The 13817-nt window shown below is 44.3% G+C and carries 8 protein-coding genes; 7 read left to right on the top strand and 1 reads right to left on the bottom strand.

Going from position 1 to position 13817, the window contains the following annotated elements:
• The first annotated feature begins 71 nt into the window (after window positions 1-71).
• From ACIPK1_RS03365 to ACIPK1_RS03355, 3 genes are read left to right on the top strand one after another with little or no spacing between them, the layout of a single operon-like run.
• Window positions 72-3119 carry a glycoside hydrolase family 38 C-terminal domain-containing protein gene (locus ACIPK1_RS03365; protein ID WP_301387855.1) on the top strand — a complete coding sequence of 1016 codons (3048 nt, stop codon included), beginning with the start codon at window positions 72-74 and terminating at the stop codon, window positions 3117-3119.
• A 6-nt stretch (window positions 3120-3125) separates the two neighbouring features.
• The gene (locus tag ACIPK1_RS03360) at window positions 3126-5381 is read left to right on the top strand and encodes a glycoside hydrolase family 3 N-terminal domain-containing protein (RefSeq protein WP_306425326.1); all 2256 of its coding nucleotides are present in this window, start codon (window positions 3126-3128) and stop codon (window positions 5379-5381) included.
• Window positions 5378-6763 (top strand): glycoside hydrolase family 1 protein, encoded by a 1386-nt coding sequence (locus ACIPK1_RS03355; RefSeq protein WP_301387859.1) that lies wholly within the window; start codon window positions 5378-5380, stop codon window positions 6761-6763. Before ACIPK1_RS03360 ends, ACIPK1_RS03355 begins: the two co-directional genes overlap by 4 nt.
• Before the next feature lie 69 nt (window positions 6764-6832).
• Here ACIPK1_RS03355 and ACIPK1_RS03350 read toward each other — a convergent pair whose 3' ends face one another.
• Window positions 6833-7693: a MurR/RpiR family transcriptional regulator gene (locus ACIPK1_RS03350; RefSeq protein WP_008379484.1), complete on the bottom strand. Its 861-nt coding sequence runs from the start codon at window positions 7691-7693 to the stop codon at window positions 6833-6835.
• Between the two features lie 216 nt (window positions 7694-7909).
• Between ACIPK1_RS03350 and rpsO the strand changes: the two genes are divergently transcribed.
• The 4 genes from rpsO to celB all read left to right on the top strand — a co-directional run bounded on the left by rpsO (window position 7910) and on the right by celB (window position 13809).
• The gene (gene rpsO, locus ACIPK1_RS03345; protein WP_005228072.1) at window positions 7910-8179 is read left to right on the top strand and encodes a 30S ribosomal protein S15; all 270 of its coding nucleotides are present in this window, start codon (window positions 7910-7912) and stop codon (window positions 8177-8179) included.
• Between the two features lie 558 nt (window positions 8180-8737).
• On the top strand, window positions 8738-10855 hold the full coding sequence (gene pnp / locus ACIPK1_RS03340) for a polyribonucleotide nucleotidyltransferase (RefSeq protein WP_034878301.1): 2118 nt from the start codon (window positions 8738-8740) through the stop codon (window positions 10853-10855).
• Window positions 10856-11065: 210 nt separating this feature from the next.
• Window positions 11066-12466, top strand: coding sequence for a glycoside hydrolase family 1 protein (locus ACIPK1_RS03335; RefSeq protein WP_301387865.1), 1401 nt, complete (start codon window positions 11066-11068; stop codon window positions 12464-12466).
• 2 nt (window positions 12467-12468) lie between these two features.
• Window positions 12469-13809: a PTS cellobiose transporter subunit IIC gene (celB, locus tag ACIPK1_RS03330; RefSeq protein ID WP_034872146.1), complete on the top strand. Its 1341-nt coding sequence runs from the start codon at window positions 12469-12471 to the stop codon at window positions 13807-13809.
• Window positions 13810-13817: the final 8 nt, after the last annotated feature.

The following is a 13817-nucleotide window of genomic DNA, read 5'->3' as shown; positions in this document are numbered from 1 at the left end:
GGGAAACGGGTCGAGACAATCAATCTCCACCCGTTTTTTTTCAAAAAATAGATAGAGGAGTCAAAAGAAAAATGAGAGTTATGCAGCCTTACGAGTTTGAACGCATCCGAAAAATTTTCTACAAATTAAAACAGTACCGTGTACGCTATCAACAGCCAATAGACCTGCTTTTTTTTAAGCAAGAGGATTGGGTACCGTATGAACAAGGGAGTTATTTCGGAGAAAAAAACACCTATTACCAGTTGAAAGGCAGCTTTCAAGTTCCCGCTGACTGGGTAGGGAAACCTTGTGTTTTACAAGTCTATTCAAGTCTCTCAGAGTGGGACAACACCACCAATACCCAAATCAAAATTTATTTGGACGATACCTATGTCCAAGCTATCGATGTCAATCATCGAGAGGTCACTTTGGCTGAAGGATATCAACAAAAAGCAGTCAAACTGAAGATTGATCTGTTCTCGGGCCGTTCCGATAAACCATTCCCACTGCATATCAACTTATTGGCATTGGATCCTGTCGTCAATGAACTCTGGTTTGATTTTTATACGCTGTTTGATAGTTGGCGTGCCATTCGTGCGTTTGGCGGTGACGAAGCATTTTATCAACAAGTTCTTGGTCAAGTCGCCAATGTCTTGGATTTTCGTACGCCCTACTCAGCGGCATTCTATGAAAGTCTCGCAAAAGCCAAGCAACTGCTTGCGTCATGTTACTTACCAGCGCATACACCAAAACAAAAAGTGACGGCTGTCGGCCATACCCACATCGATCTGGCGTGGCTTTGGACGGCACAGCAAGCAATTGAAAAAGGTGAGCGCAGTTTCCAGACGGTCTTGAAATTGATGGAGGAGTATCCAGATTACACGTTTTTTCAAAGCCAACCACAACTGTATCTCTCCATGAAAACACATTATCCTGAACTTTACGCTGCAATCAAAGAAAAAGTTCGAGAAGGAAGATGGGAAGTTGACGGGGCGATGTGGGTGGAAGCCGATTGCAATTTGACTTCAGGGGAATCGCTGGTTCGTCAGATCCTTTATGGCAAACGGTTTATGAAAGAGGAATTTCAAGTCGATAGCCGCATCTTATGGCTACCGGATGTCTTTGGTTATTCAGCCGCCTTGCCGCAAATTTTACGCAAAACAAATACGCCCTACTTTATGACGACGAAGCTGTCATGGAACCAGTTCAATCAAATTCCTTATGATTCCTTCTATTGGCAAGGAATTGATGGCAGCCGCGTTTTGACGCATTTTATTACCACCATCAGTGAAGGATACAGTCCAAGAGATTATTATACGACGTATAATGGATTGCTAGATCCTTACACGATCAAAGGCAGTTTTGAACGTTATCAGCAAAAAGATCAGCACGACGAAATTTTGATTGCCTATGGGTACGGTGACGGTGGCGGAGGCCCGACGAAAGAGATGCTAGAAGTCCAGAAACGGCTGCAAAAGACACTGCCAGATATGCCGACGATTACTGGCAATCATGTGGGGGGCTTTTTTGATCGACTGGCAGATTCTTTTAAGGAAAAACCTGGCCCGGTCTGGTACGGCGAATTGTACTTTGAATACCATCGTGGAACACTGACTTCGATTGGCAAAAACAAGAAGGCCAATCGCCAAGGAGAATTTTTCTTACAGACGATTGAAAAACTTTATAGTATTTGTGCAATCAATCGTTATCCGCAAGCTGAATTAGAACAACTTTGGAAACAGCTGCTATTTAATCAATTCCATGACATTCTGCCGGGAAGCTCGATCAAAGAAGTTTATGATCAGACGGATCAAGAATATCAACAGCTCTTTGATAAAGGCTGCAAGCTGATCGAAGCTTTGATTCCAGCGGCGCAAGCAGCCGAAGCTACGTCATGGCATGTCTTTAATCCGCTGGGACAAGAGCGGACGGGTCTGGTCTATTTAGACGATCAGACAGGGATCAAAGAAGCTTACCTGACTCAGCGGACCTATGATGACCGGCTCTTAGTCAAAATTCCCGCCATGGCTGGATTGAGTAGCAAAAAATTGACTCCTATCTCAGCTGTGCCTCAATCAAAGCAAGTAGCGATACGACTAGAGGAATCGTTTGAAACGGCTGACTTTAAAGTGATTTTTGACAAACACTTTGACATCATCTCTTTATTTGACAAACGGCAGCAGCGAGAAATCGTGCCAAAAGGCGAGCGGTTGAATCAGTTAGTGGCTTACGAAGATCTGCCAATGGATTATGATGCGTGGGACATTGATATTTATTACCAGAAGAAGCCTTATCCTGTGAAGCAAGTTCTCTCAGCTGAGGTTGTTGAGCAAGGGGAGATTCGCGATACCTTGAAGATCAAACGTCAGTTTGAAGATTCTTTTATTACGCAATGGCTGCATTTTTACCATGGCACGGGAAGAATCAATTTTGAAACAGCGGTTGATTGGCACCAGCATCAACTGCTGTTAAAGGCATTGATGCCGATTGATGTTAACACATTGGAAGCAACGTTTGATATTCAATTCGGGCAGGTAAAACGGCCTGTGCATCAAAACACGACATGGGACCAAGCACGTTTTGAGAGCTGTGGACAAAAATGGGTAGATCTCTCAGAAGGGAATTATGGGGTTAGTATTTTGACGGATTCGAAATATGGGTTCAATACGGATTATCAAAAAATCGGGCTTTCTTTGATCAAATCGCCGATCGATCCGTATCCTGAAGCGGATCAAGGCCTTCATGAGTTTACCTATTCCTTGTACGCCCACGAAGGAACTTGGCAAGAAGCGCAAACGATGGAAGAAGCATTGGCATTAAATGTTCCCGTTCTGACGGTTCCAAGGGTGTCACAACTATCAGGGGATGCTTTTCTAGCAGTCGACCAAAAGAATGTCTTACTGGATACGGTGAAAAAAGCCGAAGATGAAGAGGCACTGATCGTGCGGTTGTATGAATATCACAATCAAACCACCGCCTGTCAAATGCGCTGCCAGAAAAGAATCAAAAAAGCGGTTTTAACGAATCTTTTGGAAGAAACCGTCGCTGAACTGTCGGTCGAGCCGCTGGATGCCCGAAGCATCACAATCCATTTTCAGCCTTTTGAGATCCAGACCATCATGCTTTATTTAGAAGACTAAATAGAAATGGAGAAGCATATGATTGAGACACTTTTACGGCAAATGACATTGAAAGAAAAAATCGGCCAGCTGAATCAGCGTCTGTATGGTTGGGAAGTTTACGAAAAAAACAATGGAAAAATTATTTTAACTGAAACCTTTAAAAAAGAAGTAGCTCGTTTTGGCAGTCTTGGCTGGATTTACGGCGTGTTTCGAGCTGATCCTTGGTCAGGTAGAAATCAGCAAACAGGCCTGACGACCACGGAGTCCTATGAGCTATCCCTTATGATTCAAACTTATTTGCAGGAGCACACTCGGCTGGGGATTCCGGCCCTTCTCAGTGAAGAGTGTCCTCACGGGCACCAAGGTTTAGAAGCGACGACGTTTCCGGTCAATTTTAGTGTTGGTTCTAGTTGGAATCCAGAGCTGTATCAAGCGGCCCAAACCATCACTGCTCAAGAGATTCGGGCAAAAGGAGCCCATGTTGGCTTGGTTTCCGCATTGGACATTGCTAGAGATCCTCGTTGGGGGCGAACAGAAGAATGTTTCAGTGAAGATCCGTTTTTGACCAGTAGCTTTACCAAAGCAGCCGTCAGAGGATTACAAGGATCAAAAACAACGATAGAAAAGCAGAACGTTTTAGCGGTATTGAAGCACTTTGCTGCCCAAGGTGCAGGAATTGGGGGACACAATGCAGGGCCAGTGGCAATTGGTGATCGGGAATTCCGCGAGATCCATCTGCCACCAATGAAAGCGGGGATTGCTGCTGGGGCCTTGGGGTGTATGGCTGCATACAATGATCTAGACGGTATCCCATGCCATGCCAATGCTTATTTGCTGCAAGATGTTTTACGAGAAGAAAGTGGCTTTACGGGAATTGTGATGGCCGATGGGTGTGGGCTGGATCGAATTGCTGACTGGCTGGGGAGCCACCCACAAGCGGCCGCCAAATCCTTGACCAGCGGTGTGGATGTTAGTTTATGGGATGAAGTTTTCCCAGTGTTAGAAGAAGCTGTCCTTGAGGGGCTACTTGCGGAAACGGCGATCGATGATGCAGTCCGTCGTGTGCTTCTTTTGAAAGAAAAACTTGGCTTGTTTAAAGAAGCAACGCCCCGTGTTTCATTGCCCCGTAAAGAAAAGGCGCAACAAGTTGCCTTGAAATTGGCGGAGGAATCGATTGTTTTACTAGAGAACAATGGTATTTTGCCTTTGAAGAAAACGCGACAAAAGATTGCCGTCATCGGTCCTCACGTTAAACAGCTCTATCATCAGCTGGGGGATTATACGCCATTCAAGGAAGAAACAATATGTACGACCCTTTGGGAAGGTTTGACCAGTTTAAGTACGCATCAAGCTGACTTCTTCTACGAGAAAGGCTGCGAAATCTCTAGTGGCACACTGGCTCAACGAAGGCAAGCCTGTCAGATTGCAGAAAAAGCGGATGTCGTCTTAGTGACGATCGGTGGCTCCAGTGCCCGTGATTTCACAACGGATTTTGACAAAAACGGTGCCGTCTTAAGGGGATCTCAGGAAATGACCAGTGGAGAAAACATCGACTTGGCTACCCTCGATTTGCCGCAATGCCAGTTGGATTTACTGTTTGCGTTGAAGAAGAGTAAAAAGCCGCTGATTGGGATCGTGATTTCCGGTCGACCGCATTGCTTAGCTCCTTTGCAAGACTTGTTCGATGGGGTGCTTTACGTTGGCTATCCCGGCCAATATGGAGGGGAAGCGATTGCTCGGATTCTTTTTGGTGAAACGGTACCTAGTGGGAAATTAGCAGTTTCTATTCCTGATACAGTTGGACAACTGCCTGTCTGTTATAATTATCGCAACACAGCGTTTCAAAAAGACTACCTCGATCAAAAAGGCGCACCAGTATATTCTTTTGGTTATGGGCTTAGTTATGCCTCTTTTATTTGCAGCTCGGTTTCGGCTGAATATGCAGGGGAAGGCATTATCGTCAGTGGCACACTTGAAAATCATTCTACTGTGTCTGGTAAAGAAGTGGTCCAATGCTATCTAAAAGAGTATACAAAAGCATATGTGCCGAGGAAAAAAGTCTTATGCGGCTTTCAAAAAGTATGGGTGCCTAGTCAAGGACAAGCAACTTTTCAACTCGTGATCGGTGAAGCATCATTGCAGCAGCTGGCAATTTCCTTGGAAGAAACAACATCGTTTTGTCTGGAAGTCGAAACAGCAGGTCAGCAGTATCGATTTGTATTTCAACGGTCCAACCCTGACCGCACGTGGCAGGTAATTCAGAAAGGAGCAAAAGAATGATTCACTTTCCAAAAAACTTTTTATGGGGAGCGGCCGCGTCAGCACCGCAAACCGAGGGGGCCGCAGTGGTTGACGGCAAAAGTCCCTCTACATGGGACAAATGGTTTGAGTTGGAGCCGTCACGCTTTTACGATGGTGTCGGACCAAGCGACACCTCAAATACCTACTATCAATACCGGGAAGACGTAGCAAACATGAAGGCCATGAACTTGAATTCCTATCGGACATCGATTGCATGGACCCGCTTATTACCAGATGGAAAAACATTGAATCAGACGGCAGTCCGGTTTTATCGGGCATATTTTCAGGAAATGCTGGATCAAGGCATCGAACCGATCATTAATTTGTTTCATTTTGACATGCCTTGGTGGCTGATGGAAAAAGGAGGTTGGGAGGCGCGGGAATCCGTGGACCATTTTGTATTTTATGCAAAAACTGCTTTTGAACAATTTGGCGATTTAGTGAAAAAATGGGCGACCTTTAATGAACCATTGGTGCATATTGAATGTGGGTATTACGGAGATGCTCATTGGCCGCAAGTGCGTGATTTCAAGCGGGCAATTCAAGTTGGTTATCATACCTTGTTAGCCCATGCGAAGGCAGTTGCTGAGTTTCGTAAAATCACACTTCCTGATGGAGAAATCTGTATCATCTTGAATTTGTCACCTGTTTATCCAAAAAGTCAAGAAGCGGCTGATCGAGAAGCCGCTGAATGGGCAGATCTCTTGTATATTCGCAGTTTTTTGGACTGTGTCGTTTATGGACAATTTCCAGAAAAGCTAACGAGCTTATTCAAGGAGCATCAATTGTCCCCTGAATATGAAGCAACAGATGCGGAAATTTTTCGTGAAAATACCGTAGATTTTATTGGTTGCAATTATTATCAACCGTTGCGGATCCAAGCACCACTTCCGCAGAAGGCAGCATCCGGTCCCTTTGAGCCACGTCAGTTATTTCGTGGGTACGATTGGCCAGAGAAAAAAATCAATCCTCATCGCGGCTGGGAAATCTATCCAGAAGGGATTTACGATATCGCGATGCGTCTAAAGAATGACTATCAAAACATGCCATGGTTTGTTTCCGAAAATGGCATGGGGGTATCTGAGGAAGAACGGTTCATGGACGCCACGGGGCAGGTCAATGATACGTATCGGATCGCCTTTGTTGAAGACCATTTGCGTCAGCTGCATCGCGCGATCGAAGATGGGTCACCTTGCTTCGGCTACCATATGTGGACCTTTATGGATTGCTGGAGCTGGTTGAACGCTTATAAAAACCGCTATGGGTTTTATCGAGTGGATTTGAAAAATGACTTCGAGCGTTATCCCAAAGCGTCCAGTTTTTGGTTGGCAGAAGTAGCTGCCAAGAATGCCCTTGATTGATCAAAGTGTCCTTAGAAGAAAAAATACCGCAGGAAAACTTTCCTGCGGACTTCTTTGGCTATGAATATTTTATAAATACTTCTCACGAAAATCGGCAATGGCTTGGCGTGAGGCATAGATATTGCGTGCCAGCTTTTCATTCTTGCTTAAAAAGACATAGAAAAGGACATCGACCGCCAATAGGTGGGCGATAATCGAATTCGTAGCAGCACTACGTTGGTTGGCTTCTTTGGAACGGGACACTTGCAGGGGAACATCCGCCAACTTTGTTAACGGATTACTGCCAAATCGGGTGAGTGACAGAATCGGGACGCCAAGATTTTTAACGATTTCTGCTAAGTGAACCATCTCAGGCGTGTGTCCACTGTTGGAAATGACCCAGAGGAGACTTTTTTTCTCGTTTTTGACGAGTTGCGGCAACAAGAGATTGTAGTCATTTTCAAACACGACGATTTTGCCTAAACGGGTCCATTTTTGTTGGATATCTTGTGCGATCAATGAAGAAGCACCGATCCCGCAGACAAAGATTCGCTCACGAGTCGCGATCAGTTCAGCGGCAGCCAACATCAGCTGTTCTTCTAACAATTGGGCCGTCTCATTCATAGTCACCTGTGCATTGTGGCTTAATTTAGATGTGATGGCATGAAAGGGCTCATTTAATTCAACATCGGCATAGCCCAAGTTTTCATTGGCATTTTGGCGCAAGCCGGATTCCGCAGATAATTGTATTTTTAAATCTGTCAAACTAGCAAAGCCGGTTTTTTTCGCAAAGCGTACGACAGTCGGTGCACTGATCCCAGTGGCTTCTGCTAATTGACTCGCAGTCATCGACGGCACTTTTTCAGGATTGGCCTCCATGAATGCGAAGAGTTTCTTCTCAGAAAGCGATAATTCATTTTTCATGCTCTCGATTCGGGAAAGAACGCTCATCCTTACACTTCCTTTAGATAGAGTAGTATCCTAAGTATAACATAAGTTTTGGAGGAGCTTTCAAAAGAAACGAAAAGAATAGGTAGATAAACTTGCTTTTTTCCTTAGAATCAAGTAAAGTAATTACGTGTGAAAAGCACAGTACCTGTTACTTGGTTTAACGAATCACCAACGTTTTACTCAGTCGCAGGGGAAAAAGAAAAAGAGGTGAAAAACATGGCAATTTCAAAAGAACGCAAAAACGAAATCATCAACAAATTTGCACGTCATGAAGGAGATACTGGTTCTCCAGAAGTTCAAATCGCTGTTTTAACAGAAGAAATCAACCATTTGAACGAACATGCACGTATGCACAAAAAAGACCACCATTCATACCGTGGGTTGATGAAAAAAGTTGGACATCGTCGTAACTTATTAGCTTACCTACGTCAAAAAGACGTACAACGTTACCGCGAATTAATCCAAGCTTTAGGATTACGTCGTTAATCAAACAAAGAAAAGTGAGGTTCAACCCGAATCTCACTTTTTTGCTATGAATCACTGCGACTGGGCGGCGCAAGCCGCACAGAGCAGATGATGAATAGTACTAGGCGAGGGAAACGAGCGTAGTGACCAAGCAGCGGAATCACTGCGACTGGGCGGCGCAAGCCGCACAGAGCAGATGATGAAACCTACTAGGCGAGAGCAACGAGGGTAGTGACCAAGCAGCGGAATCACTGCGACTGAGCGGCGCAAGCCGCACAGAGCAGATGATGAAACCTACTAGGCGAGGGAAACGAGCGTAGTGACCAAGCAGCGGAATCACTGCGACTGCAGTGTCGGCTAAAACAGCTGATGCAGTCTGACAGGTGATCTCGAGCCATCTAAAAAGTGAAACACCGAAAGAGCGGCCTTTTGACTGGTGAATCAAAAAGCGCAGCTAAAAAGAATTTTGGGTCCTTGTAAGCAGCATCCTACTAACCAAATGAAAGCAGCGGAACGACATTCCGATTTTTTCATTTGTTTAGTAGTGACTTGCTGGGATCCGATGAAAAGGAGCAGAACATGACAGAAAAACAAGTATTCAAAACAACTTGGGGCGGCCGCCCATTAGAAGTAGAAGTTGGCCAATTAGCCAAACAAGCAAACGGAGCTGTATTGGTTCGTTATGGTGATACGGTTGTCCTAAGTGCAGCGGTTGCATCTAAGGAAGCAAAAGATACCGACTTTTTCCCATTAACAATCAATTACGAAGAAAAAATGTATGCCGTAGGGAAAGTACCTGGTGGCTTTATCAAACGGGAAGGACGTCCAAGTACGGAAGCAACCTTGACTGCCCGCTTGATCGATCGTCCGATCCGTCCAATGTTTGCGGAAGGTTTCCGTAACGAAGTACAAGTAACAAACATCGTAATGAGTGTTGAACAAGATTGTACGCCAGCAATGGCGGCAATGTTAGGTTCTTCTTTAGCATTGTCTATTTCAGATATCCCGTTTGACGGACCGATCGCTGGTGTTGATGTTGGTCGGGTCAATGGCGAGTATGTCTTGAATCCAACAGTAGAACAAGCAGAACAAACTGATATCGAATTGACAGTAGCTGGAACGAAAAAAGCTATCAACATGGTTGAATCAGGCGCGAAAGAAGTTTCTGAAGAAGACATGTTAGGTGCGTTATTATTCGGTTTTGATGCTATCCAAGAATTGGTTGCCTTCCAAGAAGAAGTTGTCGCAGCTGTGGGTAAACCAAAAATGGAAGTCAAATTGTTACAAGTAGATGCTGACTTGAAAAAAGAAATCTTCGACGGCTACTACCAAACAATGAAAACTGCTGTTATGACTGAAGAAAAATTGGCTCGTGAAGACGAGATCGATAAAGTCAAAGACACAGTGAAAGAAGTGTATGCAGAAAAATTTGCTGGACATGAAGAGGAAGCACAATTCTTGAAAGAAGTGAAACAAATCGCGGAAGATCTTGAAAAAGATGTGGTTCGCGAATTGATCACCATCGACAAGATTCGTCCGGATGGCCGTCAATTAGACGAAATCCGTCCATTGGCATCAGAAGTTGGCTTATTGCCACGTGTTCATGGTTCTGGTCTATTTACTCGGGGACAAACCCAAGCATTGTCTGCTTGTACATTAGCACCTTTAGGCGAACACCAAATCATTGATGGATTAGGGGTTGAAGAATCAAAACGATTCATCCACCATTACAACTTCCCTCAATTTTCTGTTGGTTCGACTGGTCGTGCCGGCTCACCAGGACGTCGTGAAATCGGTCATGGTGCATTAGGCGAACGTGCCTTAGCACAAGTGATTCCTGATGAAACAGACTTCCCTTACACAATCCGTCTCGTTGCAGAAGTATTAGAATCAAATGGTTCTTCTTCTCAAGCAAGTATCTGTGCAGGAACCTTAGCATTGATGGATGCAGGGGTGCCAATCAAAGCACCAGTTGCAGGTATCGCAATGGGACTTGTATCTGATGGTGAAAACTACACGATCTTAACTGATATTCAAGGCTTAGAAGATCACCTTGGCGATATGGACTTTAAAGTTGCTGGAACCAAAGATGGGATCACTGCGTTACAAATGGATATCAAGATCCAAGGAATCACTGAACAAATCTTGACAGAAGCATTAAGTCAAGCGAAAAAAGCACGGATGGAAATCTTAAATGAATTGACATCAACATTGGCTGCTCCTCGTGAAGAGTTAAGCCAATACGCACCGAAGATCGAAATGATCCAAATCGATCCTGCGAAGATCAAAGATGTAATCGGTAAAGGCGGCGACACCATCAATGGCATCATTGATGAAACTGGCGTGAAAATCGATATTGATCAAGACGGAAAAGTTTCGATTGCTTCTGCTGATGCAGAAATGATCCAAAAAGCTATCAAGATCATTGAAGAATTGACGAAAGAAGTAAAAGTTGGCGAAGTGTACCTTGGGAAAGTTGTCCGTGTTGAAAAATTCGGTGCGTTTGTCAACTTAATAAAAGGCAAAGACGGCTTAGTTCACATTTCACAACTTGCGAACGAACGGGTCAACAAAGTAGAAGACGTTGTCAAAGAAGGCGACGAAATCTTAGTGAAGGTCACAGAAATCGACAAACAAGGCCGTGTGAACCTGTCAAGAAAAGCACTATTGAACGAAGATAAAGCAGAGCAAAAATAAGCTGCTACTTCTAAATCATAAGCAAAGTCTAGGAAACTGGACTTTGCTTTTTTTTTGTCTAAGTAGCACATCTTCAAAAGGGTCTTACTTGACAGGAGTTATTTTTTGCTTTAGTGCGAAAAATAAGAGATAATTCAGAATATTGTCTTTGCCATGCAAGCAATAATTCTAAGATGTTAAACGCATCTTATTTAGGATAAGGAGTACGATATGAAACAAACATTTCCAACTGATTTTTTATGGGGAGCATCGATTTCCGCTCACCAAACCGAAGGAGCGTATCAAACCGATGGCAAGGGAATGAGTGTCCAAGATACTCGTCCAAGAGACAACCACAAGATCGCGGATTTTACTGTGGCTGTCGACCATTACCACCAGTACAAAGAGGATATCGCCTTGTTAGCAGAAATGGGGATCAAAATTTTCCGTTTTTCGATCGCTTGGTCGCGAATTTTTCCAGAAGGGCGCGGTACTATTAATCAAAAAGGATTGGATCATTACAGCGATGTCATTGATGAATTGCTGAAACACGGCATTCAGCCCTTTGTAACGTTGAACCATTTTGACTTGCCGCAAGCATTGGAAGACGAAGGCGGCTGGACAAAACGCAGCACCGTTGAGGCATTTGCCGCATACGCCAAAACGCTGTTTACAGCCTATGGGGATCGAGTGACGCACTGGCTGACGATCAATGAACCAAATATCATGCTGTTGGTGGATCAAAAAATATTAGGGAAAAAGATTCCATTATCAGAAAAATACCAGCAATTTCATCACCTGATGATCGCTGAAAAATATGCTTTCGAAGCGTGTCATGAAATCGTACCGAATGGCAAAATCGGACCGGTGCCGAATATTTCGTTGGTCTATGCGGCGACTAGTCGACCAGAAGACAACCAAGCGGCGCTGTATTTCAACAGTGTCCGGAACTGGGCGTACCTTGATTTCGCCTGCTTCGGTCGTTACAATACGGTCTTTCAAGATTATTTGAACCAAAACGGCCTCACGATTGACTTTGGTCCGGAAGATGAGGTGTTGATGAAACGGGCTCTGCCTGACTTTGTCGCAATGAACTTCTACACCACGGTGACAGTGGAGCAGCCGACGGAAGCTGGGGACATGAAAAACGGCATCAGTGATCAGCAAAGTGAAGACATTATGGAGCGTGGTTTTTACAAAGGGTTCACCAATACGTTCTTGAAGAAAAATGCCTTCAATTGGACCATCGATCCCTTGGGACTGAAAACGACGTTGCAAACACTTTATGATCGTTACCACTTGCCGATCATCATTACTGAAAACGGCTTAGGGGCCGAAGACCATCTAGAAGCAGATGGCGCGGTTCATGATCCGTACCGTATCGATTATTTGTCGCAGCATATCAATCAATGCTTAGCCGCGATCAATGCTGGGGTGGATCTGATCGGATATAGCCCGTGGTCTGCCATTGATTTGATTAGTGTGCATGAAGGGATTCGAAAACGGTATGGTTTTATTTACGTAGATCGCAATGATGCAGAGGAAAAAGAACAAAAACGAGTGAGAAAAGACAGCTTTTATTGGTATCAAAAGCTGATTGAAGAAGGGGCGATCCCTTCGTTGGAGGAGTAATGATGACAAGTGTTTTTACCTTTTTAGAAACGCGTTTGATGCCGCCATTGAATAAGTTGGCGAATTTACGCTTTATTCGCGCAATCATGCAAGCTGGGATCATTACGGTCCCTTTTACGATCGTCGGATCGATTTTTTTAATCATCAATAATTTACCACAAATCATTCCACCACTGGCTGGCTTTTTCGAACAAACGATTTTACGATTTTCACCGCTTTATAGTGTCGTAACTACCATGTCTGTTGGCTCGATTGCTGTTTTTTATTGTTTAGCAACAGGGTATTATTTAACTGAGATCTATCATAAAGAAGAGCATTTGACTATGAGCAGTTTTGTAGGGGCGTTATTAAGTTTGTTTGCCTTTTTAATGACGATCGTCCAAGTCGATATCACAGATGGTGCGGCACAATTGCTGCAGTCAGAGAGCGAAACCGCCATTGTTTATAATGGGGTCGCTTTAGGCGGTTGGATCACTCGCTTCAGTGGAGTAGGGATCTTCATCGGGATTATCACTGCAGTACTTGCTACGTCAGTCTATCGTTTTTGTGTAAAAAGAAAGATCACCATCCAGATGCCTGAAGGGGTTCCTGATGGAGTCAGCAAAGCATTTGCGTCATTGATCCCAGCGATTTTGATTGCCTTTTTGATGGTGGCGATCAATGGAGTACTGGCGGTTTTCCACACGGATCTTCACGGATTGCTATCCAAACCATTTGAATTCGTGAAGGAGTTGACGGGTTCGTGGTTAGGAATCATCGTGATTATGCTCCTTATCCATCTCTTATGGGCAGTGGGGGTTCATGGGACGGCAGTTATAAAAAATAGTTTCATCAATCCCATCCTATTGGTGGCTCTAACTGAAAATATCGATGGTGCCAATAATATTTTTGCTGGGGATTTTGTGAACATGTATATTTTTATGGGTGGCGCAGGAAGTACACTTGGATTGGTTTTATTGATGCTGTTTGTGGCAAAATCACAACAGCTCAAAGTCTTAGGAAAAGCAGCGATCTTACCGGGGCTTTTTAACATCAATGAACCAGTGATCTTCGGGGCACCGATCGTCTACAATCCGTATTTGATCATCCCCTTTATCGTAACACCTTTGATCAACGTGACGATTGCTTACTTTGCTAGCTCGTTTGGCTTTGTCGATAAAGTCATTACGGGAATTCCCTGGATTTCACCGGTGGGCATAGGGGCGTTTTTAGGAACCGGCGGTGATTTCCGAGCCATCCTGATCGCTTTGATCAACTTAGGGGTTTCCATTCTCTGCTATTATCCATTCTTTAAGATGTACGATGGCAAACTCTACACGGAACAACTTGCCAATCAAGCATAAGTAGAAAA

Origin of the sequence: Enterococcus sp. NPDC086594, from assembly GCF_044746145.1 — a bacterium.
Lineage (GTDB): Bacteria > Bacillota > Bacilli > Lactobacillales > Enterococcaceae > Enterococcus_D > Enterococcus_D entomosocium.
Note: the sequence above shows the minus strand (reverse complement) of the source record. Positions and strands in the feature narration are given on the sequence as shown.